The sequence below is a fragment of the Pseudomonas sp. GW822-FHT03F08 genome, assembly GCF_058801265.1.
The window spans coordinates 306,259-328,029 of record NZ_JBXANC010000005.1; the positions used below are offsets into that span (position 1 = coordinate 306,259).

A 21,771-nucleotide genomic window follows, 5' to 3' on the forward strand; every position below is an offset into this window, starting at 1 on the left:
GCGCCAAGGCCTTGCGGGGTTTCGAAGGTATCCAGGCTCAGGTCGAACTGGGCGGTCTGGCTGGCCATGCTCAGCGGATCGATTTGCAGACCCGGCAGGCGCGCGCCTTGCCGGGACTCGCCGGTCGCGAGGTTCTGGTGGTTGAACATCACCTGGAACAGCGGGCTGTGGCTCAGGCTGCGTTCCGGTTGCAGGGCTTCCACCAACTGTTCGAACGGCAGTTCCTGATGCGCCTGGGCGCCCATCGCCGACTGCTTGACCTGTTGCAGCAGGCTGCGAAAACTCGCCTGCGGGTCAATGCGGGCCTTGAGCACCTGGGTGTTGACGAAGAAGCCGATCAGGCGCTCGGTCTCGACCCGGTTGCGGTTGGCGTTGGGTACGCCGACGCTGATTTCGTTCTGGCCGCTGTAACGGTGCAACAAGGCCTGGAACGAGGCCAGCAAGACCATGAACACGGTCATGCCTTCGCGCTGAGCGAGGGTTTTCAGACCGGCAGCCAATTGATTGTCGAGGGTTAAGTCAAGCCGCTGGCCACGGAAACTCTGCACCGACGGCCGAGGAAAATCGGTCGGCAGTTGCAGCACCGAATGGTCGGTACCCAGTTGTTCCTGCCAGTAAGCCAGTTGCCGCGCGCGCTCGCCCGCCTCCATCCAGTGCCGCTGCCAGATGGCGTAGTCGGCGTACTGGATCGGCAATTCGGCGAGGCTGACGTCGCGCCCCTGTGCATAACCGGAATACAACTGCACCAGCTCCTCAACCATGACCCGCATCGACCAGCCATCGGCCGCAATGTGGTGCACGGTGACGGCCAGCACATGGTCGTCATCCGCCAGGCGCAGCAGGCTGGCGCGCATCAGCGGGCCGGTCTGCAGATCGAACGGAAGGTGCAACTGTTCGTTGATGTAGGCCTGAATCTGCTGCTCGCGTTGCGCCGGATCCGCCGCGCTATCCAGCGCATCCACCGCGATGGTCAGCGGCAGCTGCGCGTGAATCACCTGCACAGCGCCCTCGTCGTCCTGACCGAAGGTCGTGCGCAGGCTGTCGTGACGGGCGATCACGGCATTGAACGCACGCTCCAGCGCCGGCACGTCGAGGGCGCCGCGCAACTGCAGCGCGGTCGGAATGTTGTAAGCCGCACTGTGCGGGTCCATCTGCCAGACAAACCATTGCCGGTCCTGAGCGAACGACAACGGGATCGCGGTGAACTCCTCGCGGGTCTGCGGGATCGGCAGATTCGCGGGGGAAACCCCTTCCTGGAGCATCTTTTCAAGATAGAGCGTGCGCTTTTCCAGGGGCAGACAAATAAACCGCCTGGCAATCTTCAGTGCGACATTCCTATCCATCAAGCCTCCTCCATTTCATCAAGCAGGGATTCCAGCTTGCTCAGTTTCAACATATCGACTTGCTCATCGGCGGCGTCCAGCTGGCTGACGAAATCGCCAAGCGCGGGGTGCTGGAAAATCAATTGCGGTGTCAGCTTCAGGCCCAGTTCCAGTTGCAGGCGCGAAACCACGGTGACGGCCAGCAAGGAGTGGCCGCCCAGTTCGAAGAAGTTGTCGTTGAGGCCGATGCGCTCCAGTTGCAGCACGTCCTGCCAGATGGCCGCCACTTGTTGTTGCAGTTCAGTGGACGGCGCGACAAAGGCCTGCTGCGCCTGGCTGGCATCGAACTTGGGCAGTGCCTTGCGTTCGAGTTTGCCGTTCGGGCTGACCGGCATTTTCGCCAGCAGCACCCAGTGCAGCGGAACCATATAGTCAGGAACGTTCCGGGCGAGGTGTTCTTTAAGGCGCTGGAACAGTTCGCTGCGGCTGGCCTCGTCGGCCTCCACCAGACGGGCGTCGTTCGGCACCACATAACCCACCAGCAACGAACCGTCCTGAGCGATGACCACGGTCTCGCGTACGTCATCGTGTTCGGCCAGACGCGCTTCGATTTCGCCCAGTTCGATGCGCAGACCACGGATCTTCACCTGATGGTCCATACGCCCGGCGTACTCGATCACACCGTCGGCGCGATAGCGCGCCAGGTCACCGGTGCGGTACAGGCGCTGGCCGTCACCGAACGGACTGGTGACAAAACGCTCGGCGGTCAGCGCCGGACGGCGGTGGTAACCACGGGCCAGGCCTTCACCGCCCAGGTACAACTCGCCGATCACACCGACCGGCAACGGTGCCAGGCTGTTGTCGAGGATGTAGGTGCTCAGATTCGCGATTGGCTGACCGATCGGCACGCTGTCGCGACCTTCGTCGCGGCAGGTCCAGTGGGTCACGTCGATGGCCGCTTCGGTCGGGCCGTACAGGTTGAACAGCCCAGCGTTCGGCAGTTTGGCGAACACCTGCTGCTGCGCATCGACTTGCAAGGCTTCACCGCTGCACACGATCCGCGTCAGGCTGGTGCATTCGGCCACCGCCGGGTCTTGCAGGAACGCCTGCAGCATCGACGGCACGAAGTGCAGCGTGGTGATGCGTTGCTCGGTAATCACCTGAATCAGTTGCGCCGGATCACGGTGCGCACCCGGAGCCGCGACCACCAGCGATGAACCCGTCATCAACGGCCAGAAGAACTCCCACACCGACACGTCGAAACTGAACGGGGTCTTTTGCAGCACGCTGTCATCGGCTGTCAGTTGGTAAGCCTGCTGCATCCAGCACAAGCGGTTGACCAGTGCCGAGTGACGATTGCCCGCGCCTTTCGGTTTGCCGGTCGAGCCGGAGGTGTAGATCACGTAAGCGAGGTTTTCCGGATCGATGTTCAGCTCCGGGTTGGCCTCGCTGCGACCTTCGAGCCAATCACCGTCCTGATCCAGCACCAGACTGCGCAGCCCGGCCGGAACCGGCAGTTGCGCCAGCAGATGGCTTTGGGTCAGCAGCAAGGCAATCCCGCTGTCCTCGAACATGTAGGCCAGACGATCCTGCGGATACTCAGGATCCAGCGGCAGATACGCACCGCCGGCCTTGAGAATCGCCAGCAGGCCGACGACCATTTCCAGCGAGCGCTCGACCGAGATGCCGACCAATACTTCCGGGCCGACACCGTGTTCGATCAACACCGCAGCCAACTGGTTGGCGCGGGCGTTGAGTTGGGCATAGCTCAGGCGTTGTTCACCAAACACCAGCGCCAGAGCGTTCGGGGTGGCGCGCACCTGATCCTCGATCAGCGAATGCACGCTGCGCGACAGTGGGTATTCGATGGCCGTGGCGTTCCATTGTTCGACCTGCTGCTGTTGCTCGTCGCTGGAGAGCAACTCCAGTTGGCCCAACGCCAGAGCGCCGCCCTGCATCATCTGCGTCAGCAGGTTGTGCAAGTGTTCGCCCAGTCGCGCAATGTCGACTTCGGCAAAATGCGCACGGCCGTAGCTGAAGTGCAGCGACAGGGTGTCGCCCATGCTCACGGCGAGGGTCAACGGGTAGTTGGTCTGCTCGTGGTTGGTGACGTCGGTGAAGCGCAATCCGGCCGGCGCACCTTGTTGCATGGCCTCGGACACCGGGTAGTTCTCGAACACCAGAATGCTGTCGAACAAGGCGTCGCCGCCCTTGCCGGCCCAGCGCTGGATCTCGAACAGCGGCGTGTGTTCGTGCTCGCGCAGGCTCAGGTTTTGCGTCTGCACGGTGTGCAGCCACTGGCCGACACTCTGCTCGGCACGCGGGGTGCCGATCACCGGCAGTGTGTTGATGAACAGCCCGATCTGCTGCTCGATGCCTTTGAGATCCGCCGGACGCCCGGCCACCGTCGCACCGAACGCGACCGTGTCCTGACCGCTGTAGCGTTGCAGCAACAGCAGCCACGCCGCTTGCACCAGGGTGTTGAGGGTGACTTTCTGCTCGCGGGCGAACTCGGCCAGTTGCCGGGTCGCAGCGGCATTCATGACGCGCTGATGATCGGCATACCCCGCGACAGCCATCAGGTCATCACGACGGGCGATGGCCTGGGTCAGGCGGGTCGGCTCTTGCAGGTCGGCCAACTGGGTTTTCCAGAAGGACTCGCTGACGCCGCCGTCCTGACGTTGCAGCCAGGCGATGTAGTCGCGATAACGCCCCACCGATTGCGCCAGCGGCTGACCGCTGTAGCGGTGCAGCACTTCGCCCATCAACTGCGAGTTGCCCCAGCCATCCATCAGGATGTGATGGTTGGTGTAGATCAGGTGGTAGGTGTCATCGTCGATGCGCACCAGACACAGGCGCAGCAACGGCGCGGCGGTCAGCTCGAAGCCCTGTTTGCGCTCCTGCGCAGCCAGTGCGTCGAGGTCGGCCTGATAGTCACGGCGACCACGCCAGTCCTGCACGCTGAACGGCAGTTCGACCTGTTTGTGCACCACCTGCACCGGGCGTTCGCCCTGCCACAGGAAACCGCTGCGCAGCACGTCATGCGCCTGCAACGCCGCCTGCCAGGCGGCACGGAAGCGCTCGACATCCAGGCCCTGCACATCGGCACGGGTCTGGTTGATGTAATCGCCTGCCTCTTCCTCGTACAGCGTGTGGAACAGCATGCCTTGCTGCATCGGCGACAGCGGGTAGATGTCTTCGATCAACGACGCCGGCAGCGGCAACCCATCGAGTTGTGTCTGGCTCAGCGGTGCCAGCGGGAAGTCCGACGGTGTCACACCGTGCACGCCGTCGCGGCAGCAATGTTCGATCAGTGCCGCCAGTTCCTGCGCGTAATCGCCGGCCAGGGCTTGAACGGTGCCGCGCTCGAACATGCGCTCACTGAAGGTCCAGCCGAGGCTGAATTCGCCGCCGTAAATGCCGCCGTTGAGGGTCAACGGACTGCTGAGCAAGGCGTCCAGGCTCTGCTCCGCACCGCGTGCTTCACTGGACGGCGTAAACAGGGCTGCCTGCCCCGCGTCGAAGCTGCTGTCGAACTGCCCGAGGTAGTTGAAGGTGATCGCCGGTTGCGGCAAGGCACGCAGGGTTTCACGGACCGCGTCGCTGCCCAGATAACGCAACACACCGAAGCCGATGCCTTTGTTCGGGATGGCGCGCAGTTGTTCCTTGACCGCTTTGAGCGAAGCGCCGAGTTCTGCGCTGGCGGTCAGCTTGACCGGGAACAGGCTGGTGAACCAGCCGACGCTGCGGCTCAGGTCAATGTCGGCGAACAGGTCTTCGCGGCCATGGCCTTCGAGCTGAATCAGCGTCGAATCCTCACCGGTCCAACGGCTGATCACCCGTGCCAGTGCGGTCAGCAACAGGTCATTGACCTGGGTGCGATAGGCCGCTGGCGCGTCTTGCAGCAGTTGGCGGGTCAGGTCCGCGCCGAGTCGGGTCTGCACCGTGTGTTCATGACGACTCTGCAAGCTGCCGTCGGCGTGATCCACCGGCAACTGGCTGGATACGTTTTGCAGCTGTGCGAGCCAGTAAGGTTGCTCGGCCAGCAGCGTTTCGCTGCTCGCATAAGCGTGCAGGCGCTCGGCCCAGGTTTTGAACGCGCTGGTCCGGGCCGGCAGTTTCACTGGCTGAGCGCTGCTGATTTGCTGGTAAAGCCCTTGCAGGTCTTCCAGCAGAACACGCCACGAAACGCCGTCGACCACCAGGTGATGGATCACCAGCAACAGCCGCTGAGTACCGTCCGCCAGCGTCGCCAGCACGGCGCGCAACAACGGCCCGCCGAGGGCGAGGCTGCGTTGCGCTTCAAGGCCCAGTGCTTCGAGTTCTGCGGCGTCTGCGACCTGGGTTTGCCACAGCAGATCCTCCGGCTGCTCGCCGACTGCCAGGTGTTGCGCGATCCACTGACCATCGACAGACGCAAACGACAAGCGCAGTGCATCGTGGTGTTCGATCAACGCGTCGAGGGCGGCCTTCAGATGCCCGGCGTCCAGGGTCTGCGAGGTGTTGAGCAGCACCGACTGGTTCCAGTGATGCGGCTCGGCGACGCCTTCTTCGAAGAACTGCAACTGCACCGGCAGCAACAGCGACGCACCGGTGACCGGCGACTGGTCGATGACAAAACCGCCCTCGCCGACCCGCGCGACACTGGCCAGACCTTGAATGGTCTGGTGCTGGAACAGGTCTTTCGGACTGAAATGAATACCCGCCTGACGGGCGCGGCTGACCACTTGAATCGAGACGATCGAATCACCGCCCAGTTCGAAGAAGTTGTCGGTCACACCGATTTGCGCCAGGCCCAGCACCGCTTGCCAGATGTCCACCAGCGTTTGCTCGGCGGCATTGGTGGCGGCCAGGTAATCCTGCTGCGCCTGCGCTGCATCGGGTTTCGGCAACGCGTGGCGATCAAGCTTGCCGTTGGGTGACAGCGGCATTTTCGCCAGGAACAACAGGTGCGTCGGCACCATGTAGTCCGGCAAGGTTTGCTGAAGCTGCTCGCGCAATGCTCGGCGCAGTTCGCTTTGCAGATCGTTGTCGGCCATGACCGGTTCGGCGTCGGTCGGCACCACGTAGGCCACCAGTTGCTGACCGCTTGGCCCGGCCACTGCCATCACCAGTGTTTCGCGGACGGTCTGGGCATCCAGCAGACGCGCTTCGATTTCACCGAGTTCGATACGGAAACCACGAATCTTCACCTGATGGTCGACACGCCCGATGTACTCGATCACCCCGTCGGCACGGAACCGCGCCAGGTCACCGGTGCGATACAGACGTGCGCCCGGCTGCACCGAGAACGGATCCGGCATGAAGCGCTCGGCGCTCAGGTCCGGACGGTTGAAATAACCGCGAGCGAGCAATTCGCCGCCGATCATCAGCTCGCCCACCGCGCCCACCGGCACTGGTTGGCCGGCGATGTCCAGCAGGTAGATGGAACGGCCCGGCAACGCCGAACCGATCGGCAAGGTCGATGGCGTCGGCTCGGCACCGGTCACGTAGTCACCGCAATCCAGCGACGTGGCGGTCACGGTGGCTTCGGTCGGACCGTAGGTATTGAGCAAACGAACGTGGGCCAGACCGGCCTTGTTCCAGGCCGCCATGCCTTCGGGCGGCATCGCTTCACCGCCGGCATGCACCTGACGCAACACGCCGTAGTCACGCGGGCCGACTTCGGCGAAGTCCTTGGCCAGCATGCCCCAGTAGGCGGTGGTCAGGTCGATCACGCTGATGCGCTTGTCGAGCATCTCGGTGTAAAGGGTTTCGCTGTCCCAGATCTCGGTGCCGCGCAGCACGACCGAAGCACCGGTGATCAGCGCCGGGTACAGCTGCTCGACGAAACCGTCGAAGTTGAACGTCGAGAATTGCAGCACGCAGTCCTGCGCGGTCAACGCCATCAGGTCCACGGTCACGTAGGCGTGCTTGGTCAGCGACGCCTGATTGATCCCCACGCCTTTCGGACGTCCGGTCGAGCCCGAGGTGAACATCACGTACGCGAGGTTATCGGCCAGGGTCAGGTTCGGCAGATCAGCGCTTTCGAGCTGCTCTGGTTGACGATCAACACACAGCACCTCGACGCCTGCGACCTGCGGCAGACGCTCCAGCAAATGGCTCTGGCTCAGCAACAGCAGCAGGCCGCTGTCTTCGATCATGCAGGTCAGGCGATCACTCGGGTATTGCGGGTCCAGCGGCACGTACGCGCCGCCGGCCTTGAGCACCGCCAGCAGGCTGATGATCATCTCCAGCGAACGCTCGACCGCGATCCCCACCAGCACGTCAGGACCGACGCCGCGCTGACGCAAGGTGTGCGCCAGGCGGTTGGCCTGCTGGTTGAGTTCGGCGTACGTCAGACGCTGATCGGCAAAGTACAGCGCGACCTGATCCGGCGCCCGTTGCACTTGCTGTTCGAACAATTGATGCACGTGCAGCGCAGTTGGGTAGTGCCCGGCGCAATAACCCCAATCGTTGAGTGCCAGTTCCCGTGCAGCCGCATCGAGCAGTTGCAGGTCGCCCAGGCAACGTTGATCGGAACCGCCGGCCATCTCCATCAGCACGTGGTTCAACTGAGCACCCAGTTGCTCGACGGTGGCGTCGGCAAAGTGTTCGCGGTCAAAGCTGTAATGCACTTCCAGCGTGCCCTCCAGGCTCACGCCCAGGGTCAGCGGGTAGTTGGTCTGTTCGTGGTTGGCCACCGGACCGAAGCGCAGGCCTTGCGGTGCGCCCTGCTCCAGCGCCTGGGCAATCGGGTAGTTCTCGAACACCAGAATGTTGTCGAACAGCGCTTCGCCGCCCTGCCCGGCCCAGCGCTGGATATCGAACAGCGCGGTGTGTTCGAACTCGCGCAGCGCGAGGTTTTGCGCCTGCACCGCTTGCAGCCAACTGCCGAGCGATTGCTCGGGCCGTGGGCTGGCGATCACCGGCAAGGTGTTAATGAACAGACCGATCTGTTGCTCGATCCCCGGCAAGTCCGCCGGACGCCCCGCCACGGTGGCGCCGAACGCGACGCTGGCCTTGCCGGTGTAGCGTTGCAGCACCAGCAGCCATGCCGCCTGGACGAGGGTGTTGACGGTGACTTTGGAAGCACGGGCGAACTCACCCAGGCGAGCGGTCTGCTCGCTGTCGAGCACGCGATAATGGTCGCCGTAGCCTTGCACCGTCGGCGCATCTTTCGGCCGGGCGATGGCGTGAGCCAGGCGCGTCGGTTCGTCCAGCGTGCGCAACGCCGGCAGCCAGAACGCTTCACTTGCCGCCGCGTCCTGACGCTGCAACCAACCGATGTAATCGCCGTAGCGACCTGCATGTGCGGCACTGAACTTGCCGCTGTAGCGCTGCAGCACTTCGCCGAGCAACTGCGAGTTGCTCCAGCCATCCATCAGGATGTGGTGGTTGGTGTAGATCAAGTGATGACGCTGGTCATCAATACGTACGATCACCAGACGCAGCAGGGTCGATGCATTCAGGTCCAGGCTTTGACGCTCGGCGTCGGCCAGGGCCTGCAACGCGTCTTCTCGCTGCGGCTGCGCGCGCCAGTCGTGCAGGCTGTAAGGCATTTGCGCGTGCTTGCTGACCACTTGCATCGGCGCATCCAGCTGGCCCTGCCAGACGAACCGCGTACGCAGAATGTCGTGCGCATCGACGGCGGCCTGCCAGGCCTGATGGAAACGCTCGGGCTCGAGGCCTTCGACGTCCAGGCGCATCTGGTTGATGTAGTTGCCGGTGGATTCTTCATACACCGCGTGGAACAGCATGCCCTGCTGCATCGGCGACAGCGGATAAACGTCTTCGATCAGCTGTGGCGCCAGCGGCAAGCCGTCCAGTTGAGCCTGGCTCAAACGTGCCAGCGGGAAGTCCGACGGCGTGACACCGTGATGATCGGCCTGGCAGCAATGCGCGATCAGCGCTTGCAGCTCCTGGGCGTAATCATCGGCCAGACGCTGAATCGTTGCCTCATCGAACATCTCATGGCTGAACGTCCAGCCCAGGTTCAGTTCGCCGCCATACACCTGGCCGTTGAGCGCCAACTGGTTGGCCAGCGGCGCATTGGCATTCAGTTCATCGCCCGCCGCTTCGCTGGATGGCACGAACAGCGCGCCATCGGCGGCGTCGAAGCTGCCGTCGAACTGGCCCAGGTAGTTGAAGGTCAGGCGCGGAACCGGCAGCTGCGCGAGGGAGGCGCGATCAGCGTCCTCGCCCAGATACGCCAGCGCACCGAAACCGATGCCCTTGTTGGGGATCGCGCGCAGTTGTTCCTTGATCTGTTTCAGCGACGCACCCAGCTCTGCAACCGGCGTCAGTTTGGCCGGGTACACCGTGGTGAACCAGCCCACGGTGCGGGTCAGGTCGATGCTGTCGAACAGCTCTTCACGGCCATGGCCTTCGAGTTGAATCAACGCACTGTCGGCGCCGGTCCAGCGCACCATCACGCGGGCCAGTGCGGTCAACAGCAAGTCATTGACCTGGGTGCGATAGGCCGCCGGAGCGTCCTGCAGCAACTGACGGGTCAGGGCCTTGTCCAGACGGGTGCGCACGGTCAGCGCATGACGGTTTTGCAGACCACCGTCGGCGTTGTCCAGCGGCAGCGCGACATCGGCACCTTGAAGCTGGTCCTGCCAGTACGCCAGCTCGGAGCGCAGCTCGCTGCTGCGGGCGTAGGTTTGCAGGTGTTCGGCCCAAGCCTTGGCGGCGCTGGTTTTCGCCGGCAATTGCAGGGGTTCGCCCGCTGCGATCTGCCGGTAAGCGCTTTGCAGATCATCGAACAGAATCCGCCACGACACGCCGTCCACCACCAGGTGATGGATCGCCAGCAGCAACCGCTGACTGCCGTCGTCGAGGTTTGCCAGCACCGCACGCAGCAGTGGCCCGGCTTGCAGATCGAGGCTGCGTTGCGCCTCGTTGGCCACCGCTTCCAGCGCGGCGACATCGGCCACATCGACCGTCCACAGGAGAGCATCGTTGCGGCTGTCGACGCCACGGTACTCGGCGTGCCAGCCATCGGCCTGCTCGACGAAGCTCAGGCGCAAACCATCGTGGTGCGCGACCAGCGATTCCAGCGCCTGCTCCAGTGCCGCCGCCTGCAACGGCTGGGTCGGCTTGAGCATCACCGCCTGGTTCCAGTGCTGACGCTCAGGGATGTCCTGTTCGAAGAAGGCCTGTTGCACCGCCAGCAACGGCAGCGCACCGGTCACCGGACCCTGATCGATGGCTTGCGCCTGCTCGCCCACCTTGGCCACTGCCGCCAGTGCGGCGATGGTCTGGTGCTGGAACAGGTCTTTCGGGGTGAAACGGATCCCGGCCTGCCGCGCACGGCTGACCACCTGGATCGAGATGATCGAATCGCCACCGAGTTCGAAGAAGTTGTCGCTGACACCCACCTGCTGAAGTTTCAGCACGTCCTGCCAGATCGTCGCCAGTTGCTGCTCCAGCACGGTTTGCGGAGCGACGTAGGCTTGTTGCAGCTGGCTGACATCCGGTTTCGGCAGGTTCTTGCGGTCGAGTTTGCCGTTCGGTGTCAGCGGCATGCGTTCCAGACGCAGCACGTAGGCCGGCACCATGTGCGCCGGCAGTGTGGCTTTGAGCTGCTCGCGCAGGTCTTCGGCGAAATCCTCGCGCGCCGAATCACCGACCACGTAGGCCACCAGACGCTTGCCGCTGCCGGCGCTGCCTTCCTGCGCCACGACTACCGCTTCCCGCACGCCATCGAGGGCTTGCAGGCAGGCTTCGATTTCCCCCAGTTCGATCCGGAAACCACGGATCTTCACCTGATTGTCGATGCGATCCAGATAGTCGAAGGTGCCGTCGGCACGCTGGCGCACCAGGTCGCCGGTGCGGTACAGCAAACCACCGGTGTGGCTGAACGGATCCGCGACAAAACGCTCGGCCGTCAGCCCCGGACGATTGAGGTAACCGCGCGCCAGACCCGTGCCGCCGAGGTACAACTCACCGGCCATGCCTTGCGGCAGCAGGTTCAGATCGGCGTCGAGCACATAGGCGCTGCGGTCACCGATACGGCTGCCGATCGGCGCGTAGGCCGCACCGCACGGCACTTCGCGACCGGCCTTCCAGATCAGCGGCGTGACCACGGTTTCGGTCGGCCCGTAACCGTTGATGATGTAGTCCGGATCGAGGGCGCGTTTGACCCGTTCGAAACTGGCGCTCGGCACCGCGTCACCGCCGAAGCAGTAGATACGCACCTTAGGTGGATTGCCCTCGCGCTCGGCGTGTTCGGCCAGTTGTTGCAAGTACACCGGCGGGAACGCGACCACGGTCACGCCGTGCTCGCGCATCGCGTTGTACGTCTGCTCCGGCGTCCACAACGTGTCGTCACGGATCAACAGCGAGGCGCCGTGGGTCAGGCTGGTCAGCCAGCGCTCGTGGGCACCGTCGAAGGCGAACGACATGAAGTGGAATTCGCAGTCGCTGTCACGCATTTCATAACGCTGACCGATGGCCTGGCAGTGCATCGCCAACGGGCCATGGGCAACGCTGACGCCCTTCGGATTACCGGTGGAACCGGAGGTGTAGATCACGTAGGCGAGGTTGTCCGGATCGAGCTGCACCTGCGGTGCCTTGATCGGCCACTCGCGCAAGTCGAGGCGGTCCAGTTCCAGCACCGGCACCGATTCGGCGACCGGCAATTGCGCCGACACCGACGAATCGCTGATCAGCAACGCCAGCCCCGAATCCTCGATCAGGTACGCCAGACGCTCGCGCGGATAACTGGTGTCCAGCGGCACATAAGCACCGCCTGCCTTGAGCACGGCCAGCAAGGCAACAATCACCGCTTCGCTGCGCGGCAAGGCCACGCCGACCCGGGTTTCGGCACCGACACCGCGGGCAATCAGCGCGTGGGCCAGTTGATTGGCGCGCTGATCGATCTCGCCATAGCTGAAGTGCTGACCGTTGAAAATCACCGCGGTGCGCTGCGGACGCTCGGCGGCCAGGGCGCTGATCCGCTGGTGTACAGCGATGTCCACCGGGTACGGCTGCGGGTGGTTATCGGCGTGTTGGCGGGCGTGTTCGCCGGCGTCGGCCAGGGCGATTTCACCGAGGCTGCGCTCGGCGGACACAGCAAACTGCTCAAGCAATTGCAGCAGGTGCGCGCTGATGCCTTCGATGGCAGCGTGGGCGAAATGGCCACGGTCGAAGCTGTAGTGCAGCGCCAGTTGCTCACCGAGGGTGACGGCGACGCTCAACGCATAGTGGGTCTGTTCCAGGTTGGCGACTTCGCCGAACACCACGCCCTGATCGGCGCCTTGCTTCAGGGCCTGGGCAATCGGGTAGTTTTCGAACACCAGAATGTTGTCGAACAGCGCTTCACCGCCCTGCCCGGCCCAACGCTGAATGTCCGCCAGCGGCGTGTGCTCGAAATCGCGCAGGCCGAGGTTTTGCGCCTGCACGGCTTGCAGCCAGTGGCCCACGCTCTGATCGGGACGCGGCGCACCAATCACCGGCAAGGTATTGATGAACAATCCAACTTGCTGCTCGATGCCCGGCAGGTCCGCCGGACGCCCGGCAACCGTGGCTCCGAACGCCACCGCTTCGTGACCGGTGTAGCGTTGCAGCAACAGCAGCCACGCGGCCTGGATCAAGGTGTTGACGGTGACTTTCTGCTGGCGGGCGAAGGTTTCCAGCACACGGGTTTGCGCCACGTCGAGTGTCTGGAAATGATCGCCGTGACCGCTCTGGCTGTCGCTGGTCGAAGCCACGCGGGCCAGACGGGTCGGCTCTTGCAGGGCGGCCAGTTGCTCGCCCCAGAAGTTTTCGCTGAGTCGAGCGTCCTGACGTTGCAGCCAGGCGATGTAGTCGCGATAGCGTCCGCCGGTATTCGCCGGAATCTGCCCGCTGTAGCGCTGCAACACTTCGCCGAGCAACTGCGAGTTGCTCCAGCCATCCATCAAGATGTGGTGATGGGTGTAGATCAGGTGCCACTGCTCGGCGTCGGTCTGCACCAGCACCAGACGCAGCAGCGGCGCGCAGGTCAGGTCGAAGCCTTGTTGGCGCTCGGCATCGGCCAGCGCCGCGAGGGCTTGTGGCTGATCGTCACGGGAGCGCCAGTCCAGCGCAGTGAACGGCAACTGTACCTGCTTGTGGACGATTTGCACCGGCTCGGCCAGCTCGCCCTGCCAGACAAACCCGCTGCGCAGGATGTCCTGGGCATCGACGGTGGCTTGCCACGCATCGCGGAAACGCTGTGGATCGATGCCTTGAACGTCGACGCGCATCTGGTTGATGTATTCGCCCGCCGCTTGCTCGTACAGGGTATGGAACAGCAGACCCTGCTGCATCGGCGACAGCGGATAGAGATCGTCCAGCTCACCGGCCGGCACCGGCAGCGCATCGAGTTGCGCCTGCGTCACGCGCGCCAGCGGGAAGTCCGACGGTGTCGCTTGCGGCGCTTCGAGCGCACAGCAATGGTCGATCAAAGCGTTGAGTTCAAGGGCGTATTGATCTGCCAGTTGCTGCACGGTCGCCGTGTCGAACATCTCACGGCTGAAGCCCCAGTTCAGCGCCAGCTCGCCGCCGTACACCTGGCCTTCGACCGTCAGCCAGTTGGCCAGCGGCGCCGAAGGATCCTGCGCCGCACCGCCACCCTCACCGGACGGCACAAACAGTGCCGCCTCATCGAACTGACGGTCGAACTGGCCGAGGTAGTTGAAGGTGATGCGCGGTTTGACGTCGCTGTTCAGCGACGCCGCCGTTTGCGCGTCCGCCAGATAACGCAGTGCGCCGTAGCTCAGGCCTTTGTCCGGCACGGCACGCAGTTGTTCCTTGATGGCTTTGATCGAAGCGCCGAGGTTGTCCGCCGGGCGCAGATTGACCGGGAACAGGCTGGTGAACCAGCCAAGGGTGCGGGTCAGGTCGACGTCATCGAACAGGTCTTCGCGACCGTGACCTTCCAGTTGAATCAGGGTGCTGACCTGGCCGCTCCAGCGGCAGACCACGCGGGCCAGCGCGGTCAGCAGCAGGTCGTTGACCTGGGTGCGATAGGCCGCCGGCGCCTGTTGCAGCAACTTGCGGGTTTGCTCGGCGCTGAGCTTGAGCTCGACCTTGTCTTCGAAACGGTTTTCCAGTGCGCCGTCAGGACGCTCGCAAGGCAGTTCGGCATGCGGTGCATCACGCAGTTGCGCCTGCCAGTAATCGAGGCTTTCGGCGAAAGTCGGCAGGTGCCCTTGCAGGCGTGCGACCCACTGCTGATACGAACTGGTCTTGCCCGGCAAGGCGCCAACCGTGCCGTTCAGGGCATGAGTGTAGGCGGCTTGCAGGTCTTCCAGCAGCACGCGCCACGACACGCCGTCGATCACCAGGTGATGCGCGACCAGCAGCAAACGCTGGCTGCCATCGGCCAAATTCACCAGCATTGCGCGCAGCAAAGGGCCGTTGCTCAGGTCCAGGCTGCGCTGGGCTTCGTCGCACAAGGCCTTGAGGTCTTCCAGCGATTGCGCGTTGCGCTGCCACAACACCGACTCGCCGGTTGCCGCGGCATACGCCTGCTGCCAACCCTCGGCAGTCGATTCGTAGCGCAAGCGCAGCGCATCGTGATGGTTGAGCAACTGGCTCAGCGCGCGATCCAGCGCGCCAGCGTCCACAGGCTGTTGCGCCGTCAGCAACAGCGATTGGTTCCAGTGCTGACGCTGAGGAATGTCTTGCTCGAAGAACCACTGCTGCACCGGCGCCAGCGCCACGGCGCCCACGGCCGGGCCTTGTTCGATCAAGGTCTGCTGACCCTGACGGGCAACTTGCGCGAGGCTGCGGATGGTCTGGTGCTGGAACAGTTCTTTGGGGCTCAGCACGATCCCGGCCTGACGGGCGCGGCTGACCACTTGCATCGATACGATGGAGTCGCCGCCCAGTTCAAAGAAGTTGTCTTCGAGGCCGACGTTTTCAATCGACAACACGTCCTGCCAGATTGCCGCCAGGGCTTTTTCCAGTGCGCTGCGTGGCGCCACGTGTTCGCGTTGTTGCTGGCTGCCATCGACGGCCGGCAACGCTTTGCGATCGAGCTTGCCGTTGGGTGTCAGCGGCAATTGTTCGAGGAACAGCAGATACGCCGGCACCATGTAGTCCGGCAAATGTTGGCGCAACGCTGCTTTCAGGGTTTCGCGCAGGCCCGCCTGTGCATCGGCATCCGCCGCCAGCACGGCCGTGTCGGTCGGCACGATGTAGGCCACCAATTGTTGGCCGCTGGCGCCCTCCTGAGCCAGCACCGCCAGCTCGCGCACCGCGTCCTGTTGCAACAGCCGCGCTTCGATTTCGCCGAGCTCGATACGGAAACCGCGCACCTTCACCTGGTGGTCGATCCGGCCGACGTATTGCAGCGCGCCATCGGCCTGATAACGGGTCAGGTCGCCGGTGCGGTACAGCCGCTCGCCGTTGTTGGCGAATGGATTGGGCACGTACTTCTCGGCGGTCATCGCCGCGCGGCCCAGATAGCCACGGGTAATACCGGCACCCGCCAGATACAGTTCGGCAGCCGCGCCTTGCGGCACCGGTTGCAAATCAGCGTCCAGCAGATAGCTGGCGGTGCCGGTCAGTGGTCGACCGATGCTCGGCGTACCGCCCGCCGCACGACGGGTCCAGGTCGAATACGTAGTGTCTTCCGACGGGCCGTACAGGTCGTAGACGTGTTCGACGCTGGTCTGTTGATACAGCGCCTCGACCAGGCTTTGCTTCAGCGGTTCACCCGCGAGGTTGATGATGCGCACGCTCGACGGGATCGCACCGTCGCGCTGCAAGGCATTGATCGCCGAAGGCACGGTATTGATCAACCGCACCTGATCGCGTGCCGGCAGTTGCGGCAGCTCCAGGGCATTGCGCGCGATGATCACCGAACCGCCGTTGGCGAGGGTGACAAACAGCTCCCACACCGACAGGTCGAAGCACACCGACGTCGACGCCAGCACACCTTGAATGTCATCGCGGCTGTAGACCGTGCGCGACCAGTCGATCAAGGCCTGCACGTTGCGGTGCGCGATGGCCACGCCTTTCGGTTTGCCGGTGGAGCCCGAGGTGTAGATCACGTAGGCGAGGTTGTCCGGCGTCACCGCCGTGACTGGCGTACTGGACGGATACGCCGCCAGTTCTGCGGCGATCCGGTCCAGCAACAGGACTTGGGTTTCGGCGTTGACGGAAAGCGTCTCGGCCACGGCCTGCTCGGTCAGCAGCACCAGCGCGCGACTGTCTTCAAGCATGTAGGCGACGCGATCCGCCGGGTAATCCGGGTCCAGCGGCACGTAGGCGCCACCGGCCTTGAGCACCGCCAGCAACGCCACCAGCAAACTGTCGGAACGCTGCATGGCAACGCCGACCCGGACTTCCGGGCCGACGCCGCATTCGATCAGTTTGTGCGCCAGCGCATTGGCCCGTGCATCGATCTCGGCGTAGGTGAAGGTTTGCTCGCCAAAGGTCACGGCCAGCGCGTCCGGCTGGGCGGTAACTTGTTGCTCGATCAAGCGATGGATGCTCGACGCCTCGGCAGTGCTGGCCTGCGCGCTGTTCCAGTCGAACACCATGCGTTGGTATTCGGCCGCTTCCAGCAGCAGCAGATCGCTGATGCGCTGATTGCTGTTCTGCACCATGCCGCGCAGCAGATTCAGCCAGTGCTGCGCCATGCGGGCGATGGTCTGTGGGTCGAACAGATCGTTGGCGTAGGTCAGCGCGGCGTGCAGCCTGCCGCCCTTCTCGTAGGTGTCCAGGGTCAGATCGAATTGCGTGGTGCGCCCCTGCCATTCGATGACGCCCAGCTCCAGCCCGGACGCGGTGCTCACCGTGCTGATGTCGGCGACTTGCGGCTGATGGTTGTACATCACCTGAAACAGCGGCGTGTGGCTTAGGCTGCGTTCCAGCTTCAGCGCTTCGACCAGCCGCTCGAACGGCAAGTCCTGATGAGCCTGGGCACCGAGCGCGGTCTCTTTGACGGCGCGCAACAGATCGCCGACGCGCGTCTGCCCGTCCAGCTCGGTACGCAGGACCTGGGTGTTGACGAAGAAGCCGATCAGGCCTTCGATTTCACCCCGGTTGCGGTTGGCGATCGGCACGCCGACGCGAATGTCCGACTGCCCGGTGTAGCGATGCAGCAGCACGTTGAAGGCGCCGAGCAGCAACATGAACAAGGTGATGTTGTGCTGTTGGGCGCTGCTGCGCAGTTGTTCCGCCAGCGCGCCGTCGATGGCGAATTCGTAACGCGTACCGCGATAGCTCGGCATTGCCGGGCGCGGGTGATCGGTTGGCAGCTCCAGCACCGGGTGCTCATCGCCCAGTTGCGCCTGCCAGTATTCCAGTTGCCGCGCCTGTTCGCCCGCTTCCAGCCAGCGGCGCTGCCACAGTGCGTAGTCGCTGTACTGGATCGGCAACGGCGCCAGTTGCGGCGACTGCCCGGCTTCATGGGCGTCATAGCAACGGATGAATTCGTCGATCAGCACGTTCATCGACCAGCCATCGGAAACGATGTGGTGCAAGGTCAGCAGCAGCACGTGCTCCTGTTCGTCGAGCTTGAGCAACTTGACCCGCAGCAGCGGGCCGACGGCCAGATCGAATGGCTGCAAGGATTGTTGCTGAGCGGCGTCGGCTACCGCGGCTTCCCGCTCGGGCGCGGCGAGACCGCTGAAATCTACGTGTTCGATCACCAGCGGCGCTTCGGCCGGCACTTGCAGCAGACTGTCGTCGGCCTGTCGCTGGAACACCGTGCGCAGGGTTTCGTGACGCGCCACCAGGCTGGCAAATGCTGCGTCGAGCGCGGTCAGACTCAAGCGCCCCGTCAGGCGCACCGCGCCCGGCAAGTTGTAGGCGCCGCTGTGCGGGTCCAGTTGCCAGAGGAACCACATGCGCTGCTGCGCGTAGGACAGCGCCTGCCGATCATCGGCCTCGACCCCTTGGGGAATCGGAAAACGGGCGAAATCCACGCCCTCCTTGTGCAGGGCCGCGAGGAACATCTGGCGCTTTTCCAGGGGCAACCCGATAAACCGGCGAGCAAGTTTCAAGGAGTCTTCAGCATTCATTTCTTGGTATCCGAATCAGTAGGCTGGCAGCACAAAGGCACGTCGTCCCTATAAAACGAATGCAAAGCGGAAAAATTAGCGATTGAGAAGAACTATCAGAAGGGAGGTGCAGCGGGGATTTGCGGGCGATAAAAAACCCTGCGGGAGCAAGCCTGCTCGCCCCTCACAGGGTTCCGGACAGCAATGAATTCGGGTTAAACGGCAGCCATCAAGCCGTGCCGACGATGATGCACATCGAGTTGATCCTTGATCACCCGCAGCACCTTGGCTTCGTGTTCATGAATGAAGAAGTGCCCGCCGGCCAGCATGTCCACCGAGAAGCTGCCACGGGTTTCCTTGCTCCAGCCGATCAACTGCTCCGTAGTCGCCTTGTCGGCCTTGCCACCGAGCACATGCACCGGGCAGTTGAGCAGCGGCCGCTGCAACGGCTGGAATTTGCCGCAGAGCAGGAAATCGGCGCGCAGGATCGGCAGCGTCAGGCTCATCAACTCCTGATTGGCCAGCACTTCCTCGCTGGTGCCATTGAGCGTGCGCAGTTGATCGATCAGCTCTGCATCCGTCTTCGGCTCGGCAAAGCCGCGGTCGTAGTCGGCGCGCAACGTCGGCGCCGCAGTGCCCGAGGCGAACAGCGCCACCGGTTCCGGGCAACCCAACGCGCGCAAGGCGTGAGCGATTTCGCAGGCCAGCAAGGCGCCCAGACTATGGCCGAACAGTGCGTAAGGGGCCTTGAGTGTCGGGCGCAGTTCCCTGGCCAGTTGCATGGCCAACGCCCGCATGTCGGTGTGCAGCGGTTCGCCGAACCGGGCACCACGCCCGGGCAATTCCACCGGTTGCAATTGCAGCCACTGCGGCAGCTTCGGCCGCCAGCGGCTGTAGACCATGGCACTGGCGCCGGAATACGGCAGGCACAGCAGGGTCAACTTGGTCACCACGCTTCCCTCGAAAAAAGTCTCTTCAAGGGGTACGGATGGCTGCCCGGGCAAATTAGTCGGCAGTTTGTAAATTACCGTTACAAATGCACGTTAACCGTTCAGACCAAAACAACAAAGAGGATTCACCGTGGACCTGCAGACCATCCTGGGCAAGCTGTTCGCCAATGCCGGCGCGGTCGGTATCGAAGGCGTTTTCCAATTCGTGCTGGGGTCACAGGCGTTCTGGTCCGAGGTCAGCGCGAGCAGCCGCACCGAGGCCGGTCGCCATGCCAGCCCCGACGTAACCATCGAAGTCGCTGAGCAGGATTTTCTCGGGATCATGGCCGGCATCGCCAACGTCGAGGAACTGTTCGCCAGCGGCCGACTGAAGATCAGCGGCAACATGGGCCTGGCGACGATGCTGCCGCAGATCATCGACCACGCTCGCCGGGGTGCGGCGCCGGTGGAAAAGGTCGACATGAACAAGCGGTACCCGACGCCGCCGCGCTTCAGCGAAAAACTCACCGCCAGCCTGCCAGCGCAAACCGTCGTCGAACGGCGACCGCGCAGCGAGTTGTCGCCGATCGAATTCGAGAGCCGTTACCTGCCCAACGGCGTTCCGCTAGTGATCAGCAATGCCCTGCAGGACTGGCCGCTGTTCAGGCTCAGCCGCGAAGAATCACTGGTGCATTTCGCCGAACTGCAAGGCATCACCCGCCACGGCGATTACGTGAAAAAGACGTTCTCGACCGAACGGGATTTCCGCTCCACGTCGATGGCCGACTTCATCGCCTCGCTGGACAGCCCGGCGGTCAAAGGTGCGGACGGAGAACCACCGGCCTACATGGGCAACAACATTCTGCCGGCGGCGTTGATGCAACAGATTCAATATCCGCCCTACTTCGACGCTTCGTTGTTCATCCCACCGCGCATCTGGATCGGCCCCAAAGGCACGTTGACCCCGTTGCACCGCGACGACACCGACAACCTGTTCGCCCAGGTCTGGGGCCAGAAAAAGTTCACCCTCGCCGCGCCGCATCATCGTGAAGCGTTGGGTACTTGGTCCACCGCACCCGAGGGCGGTCTGGACGGCTGCGACTTCAACCCGGATGAGCCGGACTATGAGCGCTTCCCCAAGGCCCGCGACGTGACCTTCCTGCGGGTGACGCTGGAGGCCGGCGACCTGTTGTTTCTGCCGGAAGGCTGGTTCCATCAGGTGGAATCGGTGTCGACTTCGTTATCAGTGAATTTCTGGGTGAATTCGGGCCGGGGCTGGTAACCCCGATCACTTGAGGTGGCGGAAGCTCTGCACCGCCGAACACAGCACCACCGCACCCGCAGCAATCGCCAGCCAGAAGCCGCTGCGAGCACCGAATGCATCCACCAATGCACCGGAACCGGCGGCACCGATGGCCACGCCAATGCTCAGACCGGTCACCAACCAAGTCAGGCCTTCGGTGAGTTTGGCCGGCGGCACGATGCGTTCGATCAACGCCATCGCCACGATCAAGGTTGGCGAGAAGAACAACCCGGCGATGAACACCGCCAAGGACAAACCGAAAATATTGGTCGCCAGCAACAGCGGCAGCGTGGTCACCGCCGTCGCCAGACCGCCATACAGAAACAGGCGCGGCAACGGCAGTTTCGAGCGCATCGCACCAAACGCGATGCCCGCCAGACAGGAACCAATGGCGTACACCGACAACACGATGCTCGCCGCTGCCGGTTGCCCTTGTTGCTGAGCGAACGCAACGCTGACCACATCGACCACGCCGACGATCATGCCCATGGCGACCATCAACAGCAGCAGCCATTGCACGTCGGTCGAACGAATGATCGAACCTTGATGCTCTGATTCGTGGGGATGCACCGGCGGCTCGGTGCTGCGCTGGGCGACAAACGCCGTCACGCCGATCGCCAGCATCAACAGCGCCGCCAGTGGCCCGGCCTCGGGAAACACACCGACGCACAGCCCCACCGACAGCGGCGGCCCAACGATAAAGCAGACTTCGTCGAGCACCGATTCCAGCGCATACGCCGTCTGCAATTGCGGCTGACCGCGATAGATTTCCGTCCAGCGCGCCCGCACCATCGCCGACATGCTCGGCATGCAACCGGCCAGCGCGGCGCAGATGAACAGCGTCCAGGTCGGCGCCTGCAAACGGGTGCACAGCAGCAACATCAGCAACGCCCCGCCACCGATCAGCGCCGACACCGGCAGAATCCGCCCTTGACCGTAACGGTCCACCAGCCGCGACACCTGCGGTGCGCAGAACGCCGTGGCCAAGGCAAAAGTCGCCGCCACCCCGCCCGCCAGCGCATAGCCGCCGGTCAATTGCGAGAGCATGGTGATCACGCCGATGCCGGTCATGGAAATCGGCATGCGCGCGATCATCCCGGCCATCACAAAGGCCCGGGCGCCGGGGGCGTTGAACAGTTCGCGGTAAGGGTTTGCCATCGGATACAGCCTCATCAGGGGCGGCCAACTTGCCACAAAGCCTGACGGGCGCGAAAGCGAGGAATTGTTGGTGGAATGTGAAGTCCCTGTGGCGT

5 protein-coding genes (1 of these 5 only partly in view) are annotated in these 21,771 nt (G+C 63.5%); 1 reads left to right on the forward strand and 4 read right to left on the reverse strand.

Annotation, left to right across the window (positions count from 1 at the left end; genetic code table 11):
- The 3 genes from AC1RME_RS14925 to AC1RME_RS14935 form a co-directional block, all read right to left on the reverse strand.
- Positions 1-1,343, reverse strand: partial view of a non-ribosomal peptide synthase/polyketide synthase gene (locus AC1RME_RS14925; RefSeq protein WP_493091524.1) — the 5' end (the start) only. The gene continues 12,163 nt to the left of window position 1, outside the view; the window shows 1,343 of its 13,506 coding nt (coding positions 1-1,343); it begins with the start codon at positions 1,341-1,343; its stop codon lies beyond the left edge, outside the window.
- A complete protein-coding gene (locus AC1RME_RS14930; protein ID WP_493091525.1) occupies positions 1,343-18,307 on the reverse strand; it encodes a non-ribosomal peptide synthase/polyketide synthase in 16,965 nt (5,654 codons plus the stop codon). Before AC1RME_RS14930 ends, AC1RME_RS14925 begins: the two co-directional genes overlap by 1 nt.
- A 194-nt stretch (positions 18,308-18,501) precedes the next feature.
- Positions 18,502-19,239: a thioesterase II family protein gene (locus AC1RME_RS14935; RefSeq protein ID WP_096822467.1), complete on the reverse strand. Its 738-nt coding sequence runs from the start codon at positions 19,237-19,239 to the stop codon at positions 18,502-18,504.
- Positions 19,240-19,366: 127 nt separating this feature from the next.
- Here AC1RME_RS14935 and AC1RME_RS14940 point away from each other — a divergent pair, with 127 nt between their 5' ends.
- The gene (locus tag AC1RME_RS14940) at positions 19,367-20,497 is read left to right on the forward strand and encodes a cupin-like domain-containing protein (protein ID WP_096822468.1); all 1,131 of its coding nucleotides are present in this window, start codon (positions 19,367-19,369) and stop codon (positions 20,495-20,497) included.
- Between the two features lie 6 nt (positions 20,498-20,503).
- Here the strand turns inward: AC1RME_RS14940 and AC1RME_RS14945 are convergent, their stop codons facing one another.
- Positions 20,504-21,676 carry an MFS transporter gene (locus AC1RME_RS14945; RefSeq protein ID WP_096822469.1) on the reverse strand — a complete coding sequence of 391 codons (1,173 nt, stop codon included), beginning with the start codon at positions 21,674-21,676 and terminating at the stop codon, positions 20,504-20,506.
- Positions 21,677-21,771 lie beyond the last annotated feature (95 nt).

What these genes read in the sequence shown, in the direction of transcription:
- AC1RME_RS14930 (WP_493091525.1), bottom strand. Translation starts at nt 18,307, where the DNA reads ATGAATGCTGAAGACTCCTTGAAACTTGCTCGCCGGTTTATCGGGTTG.
- AC1RME_RS14945 (WP_096822469.1), bottom strand. Translation starts at nt 21,676, where the DNA reads ATGGCAAACCCTTACCGCGAACTGTTCAACGCCCCCGGCGCCCGGGCC.